Source organism: Pseudomonas sp. Pseusp11 (genome assembly GCF_047304405.1).
In the GTDB taxonomy this organism is placed as follows: domain Bacteria; phylum Pseudomonadota; class Gammaproteobacteria; order Pseudomonadales; family Pseudomonadaceae; genus Aquipseudomonas.
Genome location: NZ_JBGLZF010000034.1, coordinates 39,068 through 59,880, shown reverse-complemented (window position 1 = coordinate 59,880; position 20,813 = coordinate 39,068). Strand labels below are relative to the sequence as shown.

General features: G+C 60.5%; 16 protein-coding genes and 1 pseudogene. 6 read left to right on the top strand and 11 right to left on the bottom strand.

What is annotated here, in order from left to right:
- Positions 1–112: 112 nt before the first annotated feature.
- From purH to gcbA, 11 genes and pseudogenes are all read right to left on the bottom strand, one after another.
- Positions 113–1,720 (bottom strand): bifunctional phosphoribosylaminoimidazolecarboxamide formyltransferase/IMP cyclohydrolase, encoded by a 1,608-nt coding sequence (gene purH / locus ACCC96_RS23275; protein WP_019650620.1) that lies wholly within the window; start codon positions 1,718–1,720, stop codon positions 113–115.
- A gap of 81 nt (positions 1,721–1,801) precedes the next feature.
- Positions 1,802–2,122, bottom strand: coding sequence for a DNA-binding transcriptional regulator Fis (fis, locus tag ACCC96_RS23270; RefSeq protein ID WP_007907419.1), 321 nt, complete (start codon positions 2,120–2,122; stop codon positions 1,802–1,804).
- Positions 2,119–3,129, bottom strand: a complete 1,011-nt coding sequence (gene dusB, locus ACCC96_RS23265) for a tRNA dihydrouridine synthase DusB (protein ID WP_018928425.1) — start codon at positions 3,127–3,129, stop codon at positions 2,119–2,121. Before dusB ends, fis begins: the two co-directional genes overlap by 4 nt.
- 185 nt (positions 3,130–3,314) lie before the next feature.
- A complete protein-coding gene (locus ACCC96_RS23260; protein WP_413697010.1) occupies positions 3,315–4,553 on the bottom strand; it encodes a DUF3426 domain-containing protein in 1,239 nt (412 codons plus the stop codon).
- Positions 4,554–4,583: 30 nt separating this feature from the next.
- Positions 4,584–5,462: a 50S ribosomal protein L11 methyltransferase gene (gene prmA / locus ACCC96_RS23255; RefSeq protein WP_019582270.1), complete on the bottom strand. Its 879-nt coding sequence runs from the start codon at positions 5,460–5,462 to the stop codon at positions 4,584–4,586.
- 325 nt (positions 5,463–5,787) lie between these two features.
- Positions 5,788–7,146 (bottom strand): acetyl-CoA carboxylase biotin carboxylase subunit, encoded by a 1,359-nt coding sequence (gene accC, locus ACCC96_RS23250; RefSeq protein WP_007937211.1) that lies wholly within the window; start codon positions 7,144–7,146, stop codon positions 5,788–5,790.
- A gap of 17 nt (positions 7,147–7,163) precedes the next feature.
- A complete protein-coding gene (gene accB / locus ACCC96_RS23245) occupies positions 7,164–7,628 on the bottom strand; it encodes an acetyl-CoA carboxylase biotin carboxyl carrier protein (RefSeq protein ID WP_018928421.1) in 465 nt (154 codons plus the stop codon).
- 48 nt (positions 7,629–7,676) lie between these two features.
- Positions 7,677–8,129, bottom strand: coding sequence for a type II 3-dehydroquinate dehydratase (gene aroQ, locus ACCC96_RS23240; protein ID WP_007937215.1), 453 nt, complete (start codon positions 8,127–8,129; stop codon positions 7,677–7,679).
- A 132-nt stretch (positions 8,130–8,261) separates the two neighbouring features.
- Positions 8,262–10,004: a protein-disulfide reductase DsbD gene (locus tag ACCC96_RS23235; RefSeq protein WP_019650616.1), complete on the bottom strand. Its 1,743-nt coding sequence runs from the start codon at positions 10,002–10,004 to the stop codon at positions 8,262–8,264.
- A 182-nt stretch (positions 10,005–10,186) separates the two neighbouring features.
- Positions 10,187–10,693: pseudogene (locus ACCC96_RS23230) on the bottom strand (methyl-accepting chemotaxis protein); the annotation flags it as partial.
- Between the two features lie 1,491 nt (positions 10,694–12,184).
- Complete coding sequence (gene gcbA / locus ACCC96_RS23225) at positions 12,185–13,855, bottom strand: diguanylate cyclase GcbA (RefSeq protein WP_413697009.1); 1,671 nt, start codon at positions 13,853–13,855, stop codon at positions 12,185–12,187.
- A 290-nt stretch (positions 13,856–14,145) separates the two neighbouring features.
- Between gcbA and ACCC96_RS23220 the strand changes: the two genes are divergently transcribed.
- From ACCC96_RS23220 to ACCC96_RS23195, 6 genes are all read left to right on the top strand, one after another.
- On the top strand, positions 14,146–15,213 hold the full coding sequence (locus tag ACCC96_RS23220) for a DUF2333 family protein (protein WP_019582276.1): 1,068 nt from the start codon (positions 14,146–14,148) through the stop codon (positions 15,211–15,213).
- A gap of 3 nt (positions 15,214–15,216) precedes the next feature.
- A complete protein-coding gene (locus tag ACCC96_RS23215) occupies positions 15,217–15,774 on the top strand; it encodes an NUDIX hydrolase (protein WP_019582277.1) in 558 nt (185 codons plus the stop codon).
- A gap of 175 nt (positions 15,775–15,949) precedes the next feature.
- Entirely contained in the window at positions 15,950–16,321 is a 372-nt protein-coding gene (locus ACCC96_RS23210) for a translation initiation factor Sui1 (protein ID WP_007914613.1), read from the top strand.
- Positions 16,322–16,541: 220 nt separating this feature from the next.
- A complete protein-coding gene (gene speA, locus ACCC96_RS23205) occupies positions 16,542–18,455 on the top strand; it encodes an arginine decarboxylase (RefSeq protein WP_018928415.1) in 1,914 nt (637 codons plus the stop codon).
- Positions 18,456–18,688: 233 nt separating this feature from the next.
- Positions 18,689–19,996 carry a type VI secretion system Vgr family protein gene (locus ACCC96_RS23200; protein ID WP_413697008.1) on the top strand — a complete coding sequence of 436 codons (1,308 nt, stop codon included), beginning with the start codon at positions 18,689–18,691 and terminating at the stop codon, positions 19,994–19,996.
- Positions 19,993–20,790: a DUF4123 domain-containing protein gene (locus tag ACCC96_RS23195; protein ID WP_413697007.1), complete on the top strand. Its 798-nt coding sequence runs from the start codon at positions 19,993–19,995 to the stop codon at positions 20,788–20,790. The genes ACCC96_RS23200 and ACCC96_RS23195 overlap by 4 nt, the downstream gene beginning before the upstream one ends.
- The last annotated feature ends 23 nt before the right edge of the window (positions 20,791–20,813 follow it).

Genomic DNA, 20,813 nt, shown 5'->3' with positions numbered 1-20,813 from the left:
ATCTTTTGACTTTGCTTCAAAAGCCAGATCAAAAGATCGCAGCCTCGTTTCACTCGACAGCTCCTACGAGCTCCTACGAGCTTTTACAGGCTCCTACAGGGGGAGCGGTCTATCAGTGACGGAAGTGGCGCATGCCGGTGAAGACCATGGCGATGCCGGCCTCGTCGGCAGCAGCAATCACTTCAGCATCACGCATCGAGCCGCCTGGCTGGATCACCGCAGTGATGCCGACCTTGGCCGCATTGTCCAGACCGTCGCGGAACGGGAAGAACGCATCGGATGCCATCACCGAACCGGCGACTTGCAGACCGGCGTGTTCAGCCTTGATCGCGGCGATACGCGCGGAGTTCACGCGGCTCATCTGGCCGGCGCCGACACCGATGGTCTGACGGTTCTTGGCGTAGACGATGGCGTTGGATTTGACGTACTTGGCGACTTTCCAGGCGAAGATCAGGTCGTTGATTTCCTGCTCGGTTGGCGCGCGCTTGGTCACCACTTTCAGGTCTTCGCTGCCGATCATGCCGATGTCGCGGCTCTGTACCAGCAAACCGCCGTTGACGCGTTTGTAGTCCCAGGCCGGAACGCGGTCAGCCGACCACTCGCCGCAGGCCAGCAGGCGTACGTTGGCTTTGGCGGCCACGATGGCGCGGGCTTCTGCGCTGACGGATGGGGCGATGATCACTTCGACGAACTGACGCTCGACGATGGCCTTGGCGGTTTCAGCATCCAGCTCGCGGTTGAACGCGATGATGCCGCCGAACGCCGACTCGGTGTCGGTGGCGTAGGCCAGTTCGTAGGCTTGACGGATGCCGCCTTCGGCGTCCGGGCTCACGGCCACGCCGCACGGGTTGGCGTGCTTGACGATCACGCAGGCCGGTTTGACGAAGCTCTTCACGCATTCCAGTGCGGCGTCGGTGTCGGCCACGTTGTTGTACGACAGCTCTTTGCCTTGCAGTTGGGTCGCCGTGGCGATGCCGACTTCGGCAGGCTTGGCTTCAACGTAGAACGCCGCGCTCTGGTGCGGGTTCTCGCCGTAGCGCATTTCCTGAGCCTTGATGAACTGGCTGTTGAAGGTGCGCGGGAATTCGCTGCGGCCTTCTGTGCTGAGGGTTTCAGCCGCCTGGTTCACGGTGCCCATGTAGTTGGCGATCATGCCGTCGTAGGCCGCGGTGTGTTCGAAGGCCTTGAGCATCAGGTCGAAACGCTGAGCATAGGTCAGGCCGCCGGCCTTGAGGCTTTCCAGTACGTTGGCGTAATCGCTGGCATTCACCACGATGGCCACGTCTTTGTGGTTTTTTGCCGCCGAACGAACCATGGTCGGGCCGCCGATGTCGATGTTCTCGATGGCGGTCGGCAGGTCGCAGCCTGGCTTGTTAATGGTGGCTTCGAACGGGTACAGGTTGACCGCTACCAGATCGATCGGCTTGATGCCGTGCTCGCTCATGATGGCGTCGTCGATACCGCGACGACCGAGGATCCCGCCGTGGATTTTCGGGTGCAGGGTTTTCACCCGGCCGTCCATCATTTCTGCGAAACCGGTGTAATCCGCGACTTCCACTGCGGCAACACCATTGTCGCGCAGCAGCTTGAACGTCCCGCCGGTGGAGAGGATCTCTACGCCCAGGGCTTCGAGCTCTTTGGCGAATTCAAGGATCCCGGTCTTGTCGGAAACGCTGATCAAGGCGCGGCGGATCGGCAGGCGGGTAGTCTGGTCGGTCATCTCAATTTCCATCAAAAGCAAAGGAGTCAGCAAAAAAGGCGACCGGTTTTACGCGGGCGCCTTTCTGGTTTGATTGAATGCTTACAGCAAATCGTACTGCTTGAGTTTCTTGCGCAGGGTGCCCCGGTTCAGTCCGAGCAGCTCACTGGCCTTGGTCTGGTTACCCTTGACGTAGTTCATCACGCATTCGAGCAGGGGAGCCTCGACTTCGGAGAGCACCAGGTTGTACACATCCGTGACGGCAGCGCCCTCAAGGTGGGCGAAATAATTGTGCAGCGCCTTCTCGACACTCCCGCGAAGGGTCTGACCTTCTTCGCTCGGTGTATTGAGGTGCTGTTTCAAATTCACGTTGTCGCTCACGGGTGTTGTTCCACTCACTAAAGTCTCGGTCATCATCGTCATGCGGCCACCCCTTCTCCGTCCCCTGTCAGGCTCTTGTAGCGTTCGGCGAAGAAGCCCCGAACGTAGGCGCATTGTGCTTCCGTATCTTCCAAACGATTGAAGTGGGCGCGAAACTCCCTGGCGCCCGGCAAGGTTGCGAGATACCAGCCCACATGCTTGCGAGCTATGCGCACGCCCATGACGTCGCCATAGAAGGCATGCAGCGCGGCCAGATGCTCAAGCAGAATACATTCCACCTCGATCAGTTCCGGTGCCGGGAGTTTTTCACCGGTACGCAGATAATGGTCGATTTCACGAAAAATCCATGGCTGCCCCTGGGCAGCCCGACCCACCAACAGGCCATCGGCACCGGTCGCGTCGAGCACGTACCGGGCTTTCTCGGGCGAGTCGATATCGCCATTGGCGAAGACCGGAATCGACACCGCCTGCTTGATCGCGGCAATGGTGTCGTACTCAGCTTCCCCGGTGTACAGGTCGGCACGCGTGCGGCCATGTACGGCCAACGCCGTGATGCCTGCCTGTTCGGCGATCTTCGCCACCGTCAGACCGTTCTTGTTCGCCCGGTCCCAGCCGGTGCGAATCTTCAGGGTGACCGGCACATCGACCGCAGCCACCACGGCCTGCAGGATCTCGGTCACCAATGCTTCATCTTTCAACAGTGCAGAGCCGGCGGCCTTGTTGCAGACCTTCTTCGCCGGACAGCCCATGTTGATGTCAATAATCTGTGCGCCCAGTTCGACGTTGGCTCGGGCCGCATCCGCCAGCATCTGCGCATCTCCGCCGGCGATCTGTACCGAGCGGGGCTCGGGATCGCCTTCGTGGATCATGCGCATCCGCGATTTGCGGGTGTTCCACAAGCTCATGTCGCTGGTGACCATTTCCGAGACTACAAGTCCTGCGCCCAATCGTTTGCACAGCTGACGAAAGGGCTGGTCGGTGACACCCGCCATGGGGGCGAGGATCAAGCCGTTGTGCAATGTATATGGACCGATGCGTACCGCCGACATAGGACTTCCCTGTTGTGGGGCCGGATCATGAGAGTTCGAAAAAGGGTTGGCATGATACCCGCTCTCGATGACTGGATAAAGGCTGAATTGAACAAAATCTGAACAACTAATTCGTTATCGCCAGCGGTTTGGTTTGAACGGCTAAAGTCAGGAAACCGCCGTCAAGCCTGCAACGCTTGAGTGTTTCACTCGGGCGAATGGAAGCTCAGGCTGTAGTTCACCGCTTTGGGGCCTGGGTCGAGAATGTCCAGCGCGATGTGGATCGGCGTTTGCGGCGGCATTTCGGCCAGGCCTTCGAGATCGCCGTTGAGGTACTCGCCGGGCTTGAAGCGACGGCTGGCGATCAGGTGGCCGTTGAGGTCGGCAAAGCGCAGCTCCAGCAGCGGGAACGGCTGGGAGAAGGGTGCACGGTTGTAGATGATGGCATCGACCACCAGCGCACCGTTGAAGTCCGGGTGGCTGCGGACCACCAGATTGCTGCTTTTGACTTTCGCGATGTCGACCTTGGACGGCACTGTGCAGCCGATGTGCGGGCACAGTTGCTGGAACCACGGACGATACTGGTCCTGGCGCGCCAGTTCATCGAAGTGGTAGGCGACGTATTGGCCAACGAGGCCGGCGGCGCCGAGCAGGATCAGCAGCAGCCAGAAAAAGCGCCGACCCCAGGGGGAGCGGCGTTTTTGCCAATCCAGTTGCAACGGATCGTCGGTCAGGTCCTGTAGCACTTCAGCGCGCATGGCCGGTTCGCTGCGTTCGCGTCGCTTGCGCAGGGGCTCGACGGAGGGCAGGTCATCGTCGATCTCATCGTCATCGGTTTTCGCCGACAGGCTGCCAAAAGGGATCGGGGCGTCGAGCGGGTCATGCAGGCGCAGTTGCTGTATCTCGGGCTCATCGTCCAGTGGCACGGGCTCCATGGACAGCGAAGGCTCGGTGCGCGAGTGTTTGCTTGGCTCGATCGTCGGTTCGACCATCGGTGCTGGTGTCAGCGCGTCGGCGGCTTGCGCGCGATCGGCGGCCGACTCACTGAAGAGACTGTCGGGCCAAGGGGCTTCGTCGTGTTCGGTGCTGTCGCGATGAGCGCTGAGGCTGTCTTCGCGGGGGCGACCGAATTCCGTCGTCGGCTGGATTTCCCGCTGTTCGAGCCGGGCGAGTTCTTCGTCCAGATCCAGGCTGTCCAGGTCCATTTCGGCCGCGGTCCATTGCTTTTGGCTGATGGCTCGCTGCACTGGCGGTTCTACGGGCGCCGATGCAGCCGGTTTTACCGCTTCCTTGCCGGCCCGTTGCTCAAGCAACTGCCTGGCGGCGTTGAACACCTGCAAGCATGAGCCGCAACGAACCACTCCCCGGGCCACGCTCAACTGAGCATGGCTGACGCGGAAGCTGGTTTGGCAATGCGGGCACTGGGTGACGAAGCTATCGGTCATGCGGCAATCCGGTTTATGCAGGCGCTCATTCTAGCGCCGACGGCCAGTGATGCGTACCCAGCCGTCGCGATTGGCGATCGGATCCAGATCGAAATCCCGGGCATAAGCGGCAGCGACCTCTTCGCCCTGTTCGGCGAGGATGCCCGACAGCGCCAGGCGACCGCCGGGCTTGACCAGGCTGGACAGTTGCGGCGCCAGGGACACCAGCGGGCCGGCAAGAATGTTGGCCACCAGCACGTCGGCTTGAACCTGCGGCAAATCTTCCGGCAGATAGAGCGGGAACAGCTCGTCGGCAATGTTGTTGCGTCCGGCGTTGTCGCGGGAGGCCTCCAGGGCCTGCACATCGATATCGGTGCCGACGGCTTGTTTGGCGCCCAGCAACAGGGCGGCAATCGCCAGAATTCCCGAGCCGCAGCCGAAATCCAGCACGTTGCAGTCTTTCAGGTCCTGGCCATCGAGCCATTCCAGGCACAGCGCGGTGGTCGGGTGAGTGCCGGTGCCGAACGCCAGGCCCGGATCCAGCAGCAGGTTTACCGCGTCAGGCTCGGGTGCGGCGTGCCAGCTCGGGACAATCCACAGGCGCTGGCCGAAGCGCATCGGCTGGAAGCCATCCATCCAGCTGCGTTCCCAGTCCTGGTCTTCGATCACTTCGCTGTGATGCTCGGGCAGCGGGCTGCCGGTCAGCAACTCGAGGTGGGCCAGCACGCTGGCTGCGTCGGTGCCGCCTTCGAACAGGGCCAACAGGTGTGTGTGCGACCACAGCGGGGTGGTGTTGAGTTCCGGCTCGAAGATCGGCTGATCTTCGGCGTCCATGAAGGTCACCGACACGGCGCCCACTTCAAGGAAAGCGTCTTCGTAGGTTTCGGCTTGTTCTGGGCTGATGGCGAGACGGACTTGCAGCCAAGGCATGGCGGGCACCTTTGAAAAATATAGATTGCAGCCTAGCGGGCTGCGAGAAGCGCGCAAGTTTACGCGAGCGCGCGGCAGAAGACGACCGGGTTGCCATCCGATAGCGGAGACGTCGGTCTCTGTGGCGAGGGAGCTTGCTCCCGCTGGAGCGCGAAGCGGTCCCAAAATGGCAGATACGGCTCTGTCTGACACAACCCGGATGAATGGTCTTGCGGCTGCAGCGCAACCGAGCGGGAGCAAGCTCCCTCGCCACAAGGTTTCTGGGCGGCATCTCCAGAAACAACAAAGCCGCCCGAAGGCGGCCTTGTCATGTTCCGGCTGAAGCTTAGTGCTTGTCGCCAGCCAGCTTGTGCTCGAGGTAGTGAATGTTCACCCCCCCTTTGCAGAAGCCTTCGTCACGGGTCAGATCACGGTGCAGCGGGATGTTGGTCTTGATCCCGTCGACAACGATTTCGTCCAGCGCATTGCGCATGCGCGCCATGGCTTCGTCACGGGTTGCGCCGTAGGTGATCAGCTTGCCGATCAACGAGTCGTAGTTCGGCGGAACGGCATAGCCACTGTACAGGTGCGAATCGACGCGAACGCCGTTGCCGCCTGGTGCGTGGAAATGCTTGACCGTGCCTGGGCTTGGCATGAACGTTTTCGGGTCTTCGGCGTTGATCCGGCATTCCAGCGCGTGACCGCGGATGACCACGTCATCCTGGGTGAACGACAGCTTGTTGCCGGCGGCGATGCTGAGCATCTCCTTGACGATGTCGATGCCGGTGACCATTTCCGATACCGGGTGCTCTACCTGGACACGAGTGTTCATCTCGATGAAGTAGAAGCGGCCGTTCTCGTACAGGAACTCGAAAGTGCCTGCGCCACGGTAGCCGATGTCGATGCAAGCCTTGACGCAACGGGCGAGGACTTCCTCGCGCGCGTTCTCGTCGATGCCCGGTGCCGGCGCTTCTTCGAGAACCTTCTGGTGGCGACGTTGCAGCGAGCAGTCGCGGTCGCCCAGATGGATGGCGTGGCCCTGACCGTCGGAAAGCACCTGAACTTCCACGTGACGTGGGTTGGTCAGGAATTTTTCCAGATAGACCATCGGGTTGCCGAACGCTGCGCCCGCTTCGGAGCGGGTCAGTTTCGCCGAGGAGATCAGGTCTTCTTCTTTGTGCACCACGCGCATGCCACGACCACCACCGCCGCCAGCGGCTTTGATGATCACCGGGTAACCGACTTCGCGACCAATGCGCAGAGCGGTTTCTTCGTCTTCAGGCAGCGGGCCATCGGAGCCCGGAACGGTTGGAACGCCAGCGGCGATCATGGCGTGCTTGGCCGATACCTTGTCGCCCATCAGGCGGATGGTATCGGCTTTCGGGCCAATGAACGCGAAACCGGAGTTCTCGACCTGTTCGGCAAAGTCGGCGTTTTCCGCAAGGAAACCGTAGCCTGGGTGAATGGCGGTAGCGCCGGTCACTTCAGCAGCGGCGATGATGGCCGGAATGTGCAGGTAGGAGTGCGCAGCGGAGGCCGGACCGATGCAGACGGATTCGTCTGCCAGGCCCAGGTGCATCAGCTCTTTGTCGGCCTTGGAGTAAACGGCGACGGTCTTGATGCCCATTTCCTTGCAGGCACGCAGAATCCGCAGGGCGATCTCACCGCGGTTGGCGATCAGAACTTTTTCCAACTTCGCAGTCATCAAAGGCTCTCCGCGATTCAAACGATGGTGAACAGCGGTTGGTCGTACTCAACCGGCTGGCCGTCTTCGACGAGGATGGATTCGATCACACCGCTGGCTTCAGCTTCGATGTGGTTCATCATCTTCATGGCTTCGACGATGCACAGGGTGTCGCCTTTCTTCACGGTCTGGCCAACTTCAACGAAGGACGGCGAGGACGGCGAAGATTTGCGATAGAACGTGCCGACCATCGGCGAACGGGCAACATTGCCGTTCAGCGTTGGAGCCGCTGGAGCCGCAGGAGCAGCGGCAGCAACCGGAGCGGCGGCAGCAACTGGTGCCGGTGCCGGTGCATGCATCGGAGCCGGTGCGTAGTACTGCTGAGCCGGCGTCTTGCTGTGACGGCTGATGCGTACGGACTCTTCGCCTTCCTTGATCTCAAGCTCGTCGATGCCGGACTCTTCCAGCAATTCGATCAGTTTCTTAACTTTACGGATATCCATGAATCATCAACTCCCAAGGGTCGGTCAGGGGCGTTTAACGCTTGTTGTTCAAGCCGTTGCCTGTCTTTCAAGCTGCTCTAGTGCGGCCTCCAGGGCCAGTCGATAACCGCTGGCGCCAAGGCCGCAGATCACTCCCACCGCTACATCGGAGAAGTAAGAGTGATGGCGGAAAGGTTCGCGTTTATGCACGTTTGACAAATGCACTTCGATGAATGGGATGCTCACCGCCAGCAGCGCGTCACGTAACGCGACACTTGTATGCGTAAAAGCTGCTGGATTGATCAGAATGAAGTCCACACCTTCGCCGCGAGCAGCGTGGATGCGGTCAATCAATTCGTACTCGGCGTTGCTTTGCAGGTAAAGCAAATGGTGGCCGGCATTGCGCGCCCGCTGTTCCAGGTCCTGGTTGATTTGTGCCAGGGTGGTTGCACCGTAGACGCCCGGTTCCCGGGTACCAAGCAGGTTCAGGTTAGGGCCGTGCAAAACCAATAGGGTCGCCATCTGCTGCTCCTTTGTTATCTGTGTGCAATTGTCAGAACCCGGCGACTATGCCGCAAAGCCTTTGTGACTGTCCAGTTCTATGCAATAGGCAGCACGATGGCCGATGTTTGCGCGAAATATGTGACCGGGTGATTAAATCCGGTCATTTGCTTTCGCAACACGTTCGGCGAAGTCCATAGCGTTTATCTCGCCGATCACTCGCACATCGATGCGTTCGACGCCGTCCCTGCCGAAAAACATCAGCGCCGGAGGGCCGAACAGCTTGTAGCGGTCGAGCAGGGCGCGCTGTTCGGTGTTACTGGCGGTGATGTCGAAGCGGATCAGTCGATAGCCTTTGAGACGTTCGACGACGTTGGCATCGTTGAGCACTTCGTGTTCGATGACTTTGCAACTGATGCACCAGTCGGCGTACCAGTCGAGCAGCAGCGGCGTGCTAGAGGATTTGGCTTCGGCAAGGACACGATCCAGTTCGGCTGGAGTGGTGATGGTTTGCCAGGTGCTGGCGATTTGCGGTTGCTGCTCGTTGCTGGCGACGATGCGCGGCTGGCCAATGGGGTTGAATGGATCGGACTGACCGCTGAACGCACCGTACCAACAGGCCAGTGCATAAAACAGCAGAAACATCCCCAGCAATTGCCCCAGGCGTTTTCTCGGCGGCTTATAGACAAACTCCAGCGCGCCCATGAACAAACCGACGCCACCGGCGAGCAAGCCGATCAACAGTAAGGTGATCTGGCCCGGCAATACTCGGCTGAGCAAACCGATCGCCAGCCCCAGCAAGAGCACACCAATCGCGTTTTTCACGTAGATCAGCCACGGCCCGCTTTTCGGCAACCAGGCCGCGCCGCCAGTCGCCACCAGCAATAGCGGCGCGCCCATGCCCAGGCCAAGCATGAACAGTTTCAATCCGCCGCCCAAGGCATCGCCGCTGGCGCTGATGTATAGCAGCGCACCGGCCAGGGGAGCCGAGACGCAGGGCGAAACCAGCAGGCTCGACACCACGCCCAGCACCGCCGCGCCCCACAGCGAGCCACCCTCGGTACGCCCGGCGATCCGGTCCAGGCGGCTGCTGATGGCGTAGGGCAGTTTCAGTTCGAACACCCCGAACATCGCCAAGGCAAACACCGCGAAAAACAGCGCGAACGGCACCAGCACCCAGGCCGATTGCAAGCGCGCCTGAAGATTAAGCTGTGCGCCGAACATGCCCATCAAGGCGCCCAGCAGGGCGAAGCAGATGGCCATCGGCAGCACATAAGCCAGCGACAGGTTGAAGCCACGTAAACCGCCGATCTGTCCGCGCAGGACCACCCCGGAGAGGATCGGCAGCATCGGCAGCACGCAGGGGGTGAAGGTCAGCCCGAGGCCTGCGAGGAAGAACAGCGCCAGTTCGCGCCAGCCCCAGGCTGTGGTCGTGGCACCGCTGCCATCAATACTCAGGCGTTCGGTTTCGGGCGGGTAGCACAGGCCTTTGTCGGCGCAGCCTTGATAGGTCACGGCCAGCGTAAAGGCGCGGGAATCGGTGCGTGGCAGTTCTACGTCGAGAATGCCGTGGTAAACCTCGACATCGCCGAAGTATTCATCGTGCTTTTGTTCGCCCTTGGGCAGTTGAGCCGCGCCGAGGCCAACGTCGGCCGGATCTGCGCGAAACTGGAAGCGATGGCGGTAGAGGTAGTAACCCTCGGTGGCGACGAAACGCAGCTTGATCGATTGTGGCGTACTTTCTACCAGGCTCAACTGAAAGGCTTCGCGCACCGGCAGAAAGTCGGCGCTGTTGTTGATCGAACCCAGGGTGGAACTGGGGCGACTGTCCAGCAACCCGGCGGCGGAGGCCGGGAGGGCGAGCACTAAAAACAGCAGGCAGAGCAAACGGCGCATGACAATCTCGCGTATTGGAGGTGCGGGCATGATAGCTGAGTGTGCAATGTATGCGACTACGCCGATCTCCCGTAGGCGCTGCCAAAGGCTGCGATATTTTGACTTTGATCTTCAACGCTCGATCCGCCGCCAGGATCAACATCAAATGATCGCAGCTTTCGGCAGCTCCTGCAGGGGGGCAACTAGACGCGGAAGGCTTGAACGGCGGTATGCAACCGTCCGCCCAGCACCAGCAAATTCTCCCCTTGCTCACGCCCCTCGCCGATACGCAGCAAGTTATCCCCACCCAATTGATGAATCCGCTCACTGTGATCGCGGATTTCGCTGACAGCGCCGCTCTGCTGGGCGGTGACATCGGCGATGCGCACGGCGGTGTCGGAAATGGTCTGGATCGCTCCGACGATTTTATCCAATGCACCGTCGGCGGCCTGGGCCTGGTTGGCCGTGGCTTCGGCGTGTTCGACCTGAGCGCGCATGCCTTCGACTGATTGCCGCGCGGCGGTTTGCAGGCCGGCGATCAGCGTCTGAATCTCGGCGGTGGCACCGGCGGTGCGCTGCGCCAGTGAACGAACCTCTTCGGCCACCACCGCAAACCCCCGGCCCATCTCCCCGGCGCGGGCCGCCTCGATGGCGGCATTCAGCGCCAGCAGGTTGGTCTGGTCGGCAATCGAGCGAATCACCGTCAGCACGCCGCCGATAGTCGCCGACTCTTCGGCCAGATGTTCGATCATCTGTGCGTTGCCTTGCACTTCACCCACCAGCGCATGCAGCCCGGTGAGGCTCAGGCCGATGACCTTCTGACCATGCTCCACCGCCAGCCCTGCATGACGACTGGCGTCCGCGGCCTGGCTGGCGTCACCGGCGACTTGTTGAATCGTCGCCTCGAGCTCGCCGAGAGAGTCGCGGATCAATGCGGTGTCGCCGGCCTGATGCTCGGCGCCGCTGTGCAGGTCGTTGCTCAACTCGGCCAGCGTCCGGCTGCTGCCGGCGACCTGCTCGGCGTTGAGGCGAATGGTCCCCACCAGGTCGACCAGATAGGCACGCAAGCGATTGAGCGAGGCTTGAATGTCATGCAGTTCGCGGTTGGTCGCACCCAGTTGAATGTCGCGACTGAAGTCGCCCTCGGCCCAGATCGAAAGGGCTGGCGCCAGATTGGTCAGGGTTCGGGCCAGGCGTCGCTGCAAGGTATCGATGAGCAAGGCGATCAGCAGAATCAGCCCGATCATCACGCCCTGCATCAGCCGCACTTCGCCCTGGATTTGCCCGTGCTGGGCGCGCACTACCGGTTCCAGCCCGGCGATGGCCTGCTGCACGGCGGTAATTTTCAAGTGAGTCGCGGTGCTGAGGTCGGCGCGTTTCTGGATCTGTTCGCGCGTGCGTGCCAGTTCAGTCGGGTAGCGGGTGAGCAGGCTGTTGAGTTCACGCTTGAGGCTGACGCCGGCGTCTTCGGCGACGGCTTTCTCGGTGTTCTCCAGGCCCATCATGGCGGAGAAGTCATCGGTGTTCGATTCACTGCTGGCGGTCACCCCCAGCAGCGGCAAGGTGTTCAATTGTTCAGCCTGAACGCGGATGCTGGCGACTTCGCGTTCGACATCGGCGGCCAGTTCGCTGCGCCCGCTGCTGACCAGTTTGTCCCGGGCCAAAGACAACTTGCCCAGATGCTGGGAAGCTGCGAGCAAAGGCGTCAGGTACGCCACGTTGCCGTTGGCGTATTGGCTGAGCTGATCGAGGCTGGCACCGAGCTCGCGCTCGGCTTGCAGCAGCAGGGCTTGTGGGTCGCCGGCGAGTTTGCCGGCGGCCAGCAGGTCCATCTTGCTGAACTCCTCCAGGTTCGACAGGCTGGGGCGCAAGGTATCGGCCAGGCTCGGAGGTAATTCGCCGAGCTCCTTTTGCAGGCTGTCGATGGCCTGGCTGGCGCTGCTCAGGCGCAGGGCATCGCCGCTGGCCAGGTAATCCTCGACGTTGCGCGCCACTTCATTTTGAAACTGCTGGGACAGGCCCAAGTAACGTTCCATCAACAGATAGGGGCGTTCCAGGGCTTTTTGCGACCACCAGAGGGTCGCGCCGAGGGCCACGCACACGGCGACCAGAAGGAGGGTATTGAGATTGGTCAACAGCTTCAGGCGCATTGCGGACTACCAACGGCAGAATGGTAAGTGCCTGAAGTTATTGCGTTTTTGTTACAGCGTTATGACCGAATCGGTCGATTCCGATGAAAAAGTGGCACTTTGCTTTGACTCCCGCGCGGCTTGCACGCGGTTGCGTCCGGCGTCCTTGGCGCGGTACAGCGCCTCGTCTGCCTGTGTGGCCATCATCAGGCTGTCGGAGCCTTCGTGCAGTTCGACGACGCCGGCACTGAAGGTACACCAGAGGTCCTGGGGTTGCGCGGGGTAGTGAATTTCGGCAAAGCGCTGACGGATTTCATCGAGCACCTTGTAGGCCGATTCAATATCGGTGTCCGGCATGACGATGGCGAACTCTTCACCGCCGTAACGGCCGATGAAATCGGTCTTGCGCAACCGTTGCTTGAGGAACAGCGCCAGGCTCTTGATCACCCGGTCGCCCATGGGATGGCCGTGGCTGTCGTTGACCCGTTTGAAGTGGTCGATGTCGAGCATCGCAAAGCTCAGCGGCTTGTTTTCGCGACGGGCACGGAATGAACAGTCTTCGAGCAACTGCAGAATATGGGTGTGGTTGTACAAACCGGTCAGGCTGTCGCGCACCATCCGCGCTTTCAGATTGCGCGCCCGCGCCGCGCGGTTGCGCACGGTGGTGATCAGGTGGCGTGGCTTGATCGGCTTGGTCAGGAAGTCGTCGCCGCCCTCGCTCATGGCGTCGAGCTGCTTGTCCAGATCGTCTTCGGCCGACAGATAAATGATCGGCACGCTGACATAGCGGTCGTTATGGCGGATCACCTTGGCCAGTTCCGTACCGGTGCAGGCCGGCATGTACATATCGAGGATGATCAGGTCTGGCTGGAAATCCGCCAGTTCGGCCATGGCCTGGATCGGTTCGATCAAGGTCCGCGTGACGATCCCGGCGCTGTTGAGCAGGCGTTCGGTGTGCAAGGCCTGTGCGCGGGAGTCGTCGATGATCAGCACTTTATAAGGTTCGTACTGGGCGACGCAGGTCAGCACTTCAATTTTTTCCAGCAGGCTCGAGGCTTCGAGGGTGCCGGTGAGAAACTCCTGGCCACCGGCGCGCACGGCGGCGAGGCGGGTTGGGGTGTCGGTTTCGTGCAAGCTGAAAAACAGCAACGGCAAGGGCTGCTCCAGGCCTTGCTGGGCTTCGGCCGCCAGTTTCAGGCCGATGCCGGCACCGCTGAAGTCGACGTCCATGACAATCGCCGCCGGTAACCGCTCGACCATCGAGGCGCGGAACGCGGCGACACTGCCCAGGGATTGGGCGCTGAGCCCGAAGAATTCAAGTTGCTTGGCCAGCCGTTCGGCCCGGTCGTGATCCTGCAGCATCACGTAGATCGGCTTGCGCAGCGGTGGCAGAAAGGTGTGTTCGAGCTGATCGCCATGGCGCAGGCCGGTGCGGGACAAGCGCTGCATCAGGCGGTTGAGGTCAGTGATCAATCCGCTGCTCAGGCGTCCGCGATTGGCGTCGACGGCCTCCAGCGACTGGCCGATATGACGGGCCAGCAGGGTGTGTTCCGGTTGTTCGAAACGTTCGGCAAAGCGCAGCAGGCGCAGATTGGCCTCGCTCAGCTCCGACAAGTCGGCGATGGACCATTCGTTGCGTTGCAGGCGTTGCCATATCTCAAGAATCTGACGTGCCTGATGAATTACCCGCTGGGCAAAGTGGTGCTTGAGGCGCTCACGGCTGGGGTCTTCTGGCTCGGTCATATCCTGACTACTAGTTAGGGTGCATGCTGAGATCGACTGGTGGCTCTATGCTAGCACCTCTTTTCAATTGCATGAGTGTCCTGCGTCAATAATCTGCAAAGCGACATCATTCAGTTCCCGACCGACTGGTCGCATAGGCTCAACGCTGTGCTTCATTTATAGTGACGGCTTCGATTGCAGTCATTGTATGGCTCGCTGTGTCCCGCAGGATTTAATGCGCGGCAAATAAGGCACGATGGCGTAGGGTTGTAGTCGAACCGATGAACTCAAGTGATTGAAAGGATATCGCCATGCTGGACTGGAAGAACCGCACGGGCAGCGCGCCTGAGCGTGCCGCTGAACCGAAATCGGCCACCCGCAGTTATTTTGGTGGCCTGTTGTTCAGTCGGGCGCTGGCCACTCTGATTTGCCTTTACCTGTTGGTGGCTATCGCGCTGGGCTGGTACTGGAGCCAGGAGCCCGCGCTCTTTCCGGTTCAGCAAAATGCCCAGGTGGCAGCCGAGAAAGAAGGCAAGCAGATGGTGGTCGGGTACACCACGGTGGAAACCCTCAAGACTGTCGCCGGTACCTTGCTGACCAAACCGGGTGGCTATATCTCCAACGACCGTTTCCCGCCGGGCCTGTGGATGGACAACATGCCGAGCTGGGAATATGGCGTGCTGGTCCAGGTCCGCGACCTGAGCCGTGCGCTGCGTAAAGACTTCGCCCGTTCCCAGTCGCAGTCCGCCGAAGACGCCGACCTGGCCAAGGCCGAGCCGCGCTTCAACTTCGACAACAAGAGCTGGGTGCTGCCATCCAGTGAGTCCGAGTATCAGGAAGGCATCAACTCCCTGAGCCGCTATCAGGCACGCCTGTCGGGTCCTGACCAGAAGAGCGCGCTGTTCTACGCCCGCGCCGACAACCTGAACAACTGGCTGGGTGATGTAGGGACTCGTCTGGGCTCGCTGTCGCAACGGCTGTCGGCCAGCGTTGGCCGGGTCAAGCTCAACACCGCGCTGAAAACCGAAGTCCCGGCGCTCGGTCAGGTGCCGCAGGTTGACGAAGAAGTCGTTGAAACCCCGTGGATGCAGATCGATAACGTGTTCTACGAAGCCCGTGGTCAGGCCTGGGCATTGTCCCATCTGCTGCGCGCCATCGAAGTCGACTTCGCCGATGTGCTGGCGAAGAAGAACGCCACAGTCAGCGTGCGCCAGATCATCCGTGAGCTGGAGGCTTCGCAAGAGCCGGTCTGGAGTCCGATGATCCTCAACGGCAGCGGCTTCGGTGTGCTGGCCAACCACTCGCTGGTCATGGCCAATTACATCTCCCGGGCCAACGCCGCGGTGATCGACTTGCGTCAACTGCTCAATCAGGGCTGAGTCATGGTAGATAGCGCTAAAGAGGCCGCCCACCGCGCGGCCTCCGATGCCGAACAGATCGCCTGGGTCGACGAGCAGGACAACCTGCTCGGCGCTCTGGTGCGCTCCGACTTACGCGAGCGCGGGCTGATCGGGCGCGGCACCTACATCATGCTGTTCAATTCTGCCGGTGAGCTGTGCGTTCACCGGCGCACCCTGAGCAAAGCGATTTATCCCGGTTATTGGGACGTGGCGGCCGGCGGCATGGTGCTGGCCACCGAGACCTACGCCGAATCGGCGGCCCGTGAGCTGGAAGAAGAGCTGGGGGTGAGCGGTGTGGAACTGACCGCCCACGATCACTTTTTCTTCGAGGATACCGGCAACCGGCTCTGGTGCTCGGCGTTTTCGGCGGTGTGGGACGGCCCATTGATCCTGCAACCGGAAGAGGTGCTGGAAGCGCGCTTTATCCCGATCGATCAGGTCCTGCTGGAAATCCAGCAAAAGCCGTACTGCCCGGACTCTTTGGCAGCTCTGAAGCGCTATCTTCGCGCCCAAGGGGATGACGTCGCAAAAGAGCTGTAAATTGGCGCCGATTGGCTCTTAGCAAGTCGGCTTTTTGCCGTTACACTGCGCGACCTTTTCAAGCTGAACCGGCAGTGCCCGGCTCAGTAGCGCTGCCCCTGCCTGAGTGGGGCTTCGCGGTCGATAACCTTGCCCAAGGTTGCGATCAGTCTTTGTCCTCCCAAGAGGATTGCCGGTGGCCAAAAAAGCCGCATCCTTCGCCGCCCTTGGTGGCCTGGTATTTTCCACCGACGCAGGTCGTCATTGCCCGGAATGCAGTAAACCGGTGGATGCCTGCATCTGCAAACAAACCGTTATCCCGGCCGGCGACGGCATCGCTCGCGTGCGTCGTGAAAGCAAGGGCCGTGGCGGCAAGACGGTGACGACCATCACCGGCGTGCCGTTGGCCGAAGACGCGCTCAAGGAACTGGCCACCACGTTGAAGAAACGTTGCGGGACCGGTGGGGCATTGAAAGACGGGATCATCGAAATCCAGGGCGATCATGTCGAGCTACTCTTGGCTGAGCTGATCAAGCACGGTTTCAAAGCGAAGAAGTCCGGCGGCTAGCAGCCTCTGTGAAAACCACCCGCGGCTTGATCCAGTCCTGATTTCATTCTGGTCTGGCGTCGTCTCCATGGTTTTCACAGAGCCTGTTCAAGACTGGTTTCTAAACTCACTGCGGTCAGCGAGGTCTACCCCCTCGTTGACGAAACGTCATTTTCATTCTTTAGACTGCGCCGGCCTGAACTCAAGGCGACGCTCTATGACTTCTTTATAGGGGACTTCGATGTCCGTAAGACGCACACGCAAAGACGATGGCAGCCAATGGACAGTTGCGGACAGCCGCAGTGTTTACGGGATTCGCCATTGGGGGGCCGGGTATTTCGCGATCAATGACGCCGGTCGCGTCGAAGTTCGTCCGAACGGCCCGACCAGTTCGCCTATCGACCTGTTCGAGCAAGTCGACCAACTGCGCAAAAGCGGTTTGTCCTTGCCGTTGCTGGTGCGTTTCCCAGACATTCTGCAAGACCGCGTGCGTCAGCTGACCGGTGCGTTCGACGCCAACATCGAGCGCCTGGAATACCAGAGCAAGTACACCGCGCTGTACCCGATCAAGGTCAACCAGCAGGAAGCGGTGATCGAGAACATCATCGCCACCCAGAACGTATCGATCGGTCTGGAAGCCGGCTCCAAGCCTGAGCTGCTGGCGGTACTGGCGCTGGCGCCGAAGGGTGGCACCATCGTCTGCAACGGTTACAAGGACCGTGAGTTCATCCGTCTGGCGCTGATGGGCCAGAAGCTGGGCCACAACGTGTTCATCGTGATCGAGAAAGAATCCGAAGTCGGTCTGGTGATCGAAGAAGCGGCGTCGCTCAAGGTCAAGCCTCAGGTCGGCCTGCGTGTGCGTCTGTCGTCCCTGGCGTCGAGCAAGTGGGCGGACACCGGTGGCGAAAAATCCAAGTTCGGCCTGTCGGCGGCGCAGCTGCTGTCGGTGGTCGAGCGTTTCCGTGCCGCTGGCCTGGACCAGGGCATTCGCCTGCTGCACTTCCACATGGGTTCGCAGATCGCCAACCTGGCGGACTACCAGCACGGCTTCAAGGAAGCGATTCGTTACTACGGCGAACTGCGCAACCTTGGCCTGCCGGTCGATCACATCGACGTCGGCGGCGGTTTGGGCGTGGACTACGACGGTACTCACTCGCGTAACGCCAGTTCGATCAACTACGACATGGACGATTACGCCGGTGTCGTGGTCGGGATGCTCAAGGAATTCTGCGACGCGCAGAGCCTGCCGCACCCGAACATCTTCTCTGAAAGTGGCCGCTCTCTGACCGCCCATCACGCGATGCTGGTGGTTCAGGTGACCGACGTCGAGAAACACAACGACGACGTGCCGAAGATCGACAACAAGGAAGAACTGCCGGAAACCGTGCAGTGGCTGGTTGACCTGCTCGGCCCGACCGACATCGAAATGGTCACCGAGACCTACTGGCGCGCCACGCACTACATGAGCGACGTGGCTACCCAATACGCCGATGGCAAGTTGACCCTGGCGCAAAAAGCCCTGGCCGAGCAATGCTACTTTGCCGTTTGCCGCCGTCTGCACAACTCGTTGAAGGCCCGTCAGCGTTCCCACCGTCAGGTGCTCGACGAACTCAACGACAAACTGGCCGACAAATACATCTGCAATTTCTCGGTCTTCCAGAGCCTGCCGGACACCTGGGCCATCGGCCAGGTCCTGCCGATCCTGCCGCTGCACCGTCTCGACGAAGAGCCGCTGCGCCGTGCGGTGCTGCAAGACCTGACCTGCGACTCCGACGGCAAGATCAAGCAGTACGTCGACGAGCAGAGCATCGAGACCAGCCTGCCGGTGCACGGTCTGAACGAGGGTGAAGACTACCTGCTGGGGATCTTCCTGGTCGGTGCCTACCAGGAAATTCTTGGCGACATGCACAACCTGTTCGGTGACACCGATTCGGTGAACATCTATCAGAATGCTGACGGCAGCGTTTACCACGCCGGTATCGAAACCCACGACACCATCGAAGACATGCTGCGTTACGTACACTTGTCGCCGGAAGAGCTGATGACCCACTACCGCGACAAGTGCGCCAGTGCCCGCATCAGCGCCAGCGAGCGCACCCAGTTCCTTGATGCCTTGCGTCTGGGCCTGACCCGTTCGTCTTACCTGTCTTCTTGAGGTAAGGCACCGCGCCCATCAGGTTGTCTGAAATTTCTCCGTAGGTTGCGGAAATTTCAGATGACCTGGTGCGGGGCTTCTCTTTTTTCACGCGAAATGACCCACATACCTAGCAATCCAAGCGATGTGGTCTTCTTTTCACGTAGGTCATTTCCTAAGTTGTACTTCGGCACTCTACTCGGCCATGTCTCTCAGCGAGAATCCCCGGCCGCCCCTCCTGTAGAGAATCGCCGATGTTCGATCCAGTCAACGAACCGTCATTTCGTCTGGATATAGCGGGTCTTGCCGACCCCTTTGAGGTCTTGGCCTTTACCGGTAGTGAAGCGATCAGCGAGCCTTTTGCGTTCGACGTGGATCTGCTGAACGATGACCCGACGCTGGACCTTGCAAGCCTGCTGTACCGCTCGGCCTTTTTGCACTTCGGGCCGCAGGGGGAGGGCGTTCACGGGCAGTTGCTTGGCCTCGTTCAATCTGGTCATGGCGATGAGCCCAGGCTTTGTCGTGTACGTCTGGGCCCCAGGCTTGCTTGCCTGGCCCAGCGCTTCAATCAGCGAATTTTCAGCGATCGCTCGGTGCCGGACATTCTCGCCCAGGTTCTCAAGGAGCATGGGATTGCCGGCAAGGATCGTCGTTTCGACCTGAGCGGCGATTATCCGCCCCGTGATTTCTGCACGCAGTATCGGGAATCGGACCTGCAGTTTCTCCAGCGTCTATGCGCCCAGGAGCGGCTTCATTACTACTTCGAGCACCGTGCGCGCGGGCATTGTCTGGTCCTGGGCGACGGTCCGGGGCAGTTTCGCCGTGGCGTAGAAAGGGTCTTTGAGGATGAAGTTCATCAGTTCAAGCTTCATGGCTGCGGGCAGATTGCCGAGGGGCAGACGAACCTGCCAACGCTGCGCAGCGGTCAACTGATGCCGTTGTCCGGTCATCCGTATGCGGACTGGAATCGTCTCTGGCTAGTGACCCATGTCGAGCATCAGGGAGGACAACAGCCAGATTTTTTGTATCGCAACCAGCTGCGCGTCGTTGCGCAGGAGGTGCCTTTCATCGCGGCTCATCCCGTTGTGAAACCCAGGATGCACAGCCTGCAAAGGGGATGGGTAGTCGACGTCGGTGAATCTCGCCCCGATCCCGGCAGATCGGTCGCCGTGCAGTTTGACTGGCTATATCAGGGCGAAGGCGCAGCCCCCAGCCACTGTTGGTTGCCGTTGTCTGGCGAGCTGGAAAGCGCGGGTGTCATGCCCTTGAGTGAGGGCACGCAAGTGCTGGTGAGCTTTATCGAAGGTGATCCTGATCAACCCTTGATCAGCGGATTTCTTCCCGGAGCACCGTCCAGCGCAGAGCCGGGCATGGCCGAGCTGCTATCCGCCTCGACCACTGAAGCCAGCCGCGCGGTTGATGGTTTATTGGGCTTGCTGCAATCCAGCGAACCCTTGGTACTCCTGTGTTTGCTGCCAGGTGGGGGCAGTTTCAGTCATTGCGCGCAATCCTTATGCACTTGCCGGGCAGCGACGCAGCTTGGCCAGAGCGGTGCGGCATGATTGCCGTTCAGGCGCCCGACTCGACCCCGCAATGGCTGTTGCTTGATGTGCCGGGCGTGCCTCAGGCCGGTGCGATGTTGCGGCAACAGTTTGCTCATGTCCGATGGTTCTGGCTGTTCGAAGGCACCGAGTTTCATCCGTTGCGTGAGCACGGGCCAGTGTTGGTCGACCTTCGCGAATGCCCGGCACTCGCCGAGCTGTACTCAAGTGAGCCACACACATGGGGCGGGTTGCTGCTGGTCAGTGACGCCTCTTCATCACAGCTGCTGGAGCATTTGCGCCGCATGCTTACCGTCACCTTCAGCCTGCATCACCGGGCTTTGTTGAGTTACTACAGCCCTCAAACGGCGAGTTACTTTTTCGATGCCTGCGATGCGCAGGAGCTGAGTCGCTGGCTCGGTCCGATCGATCAGTTACGCTGGTTCGGCGGCACCTGGGCCGATCGGGCCATTGGCTGTCTGGGCTGGCAACAGTTGTTCAATCCACGGCTTGCCGTCAGGCCGCTGGCCATCGAAGAAAACCTCAGTTCGCGTCAGCGAGACAGCTTGCAGACCTGCCTGCTGGAGCAGCATGCCTGGCGCTGGAGCCGATCCACCGGCACCGACTACAACAGCTTGTGGGCTCACCTGCAGGAAGGGCTGGCGCTGGGTTTCAGTGAGCGCCCGGTGCTCGATGGCTGGTTATGGCTGCGTTTGCAGCACCCTGACGCCGTGCCGGGGCAGTCGTTATCGGGAACCACCCAGCAGGAGCGTCTCGATAGCCTGCGCAACCTGTGGCAGAACGATCAACCCTGAACGGGTTGAAGGTATGTCGCTCG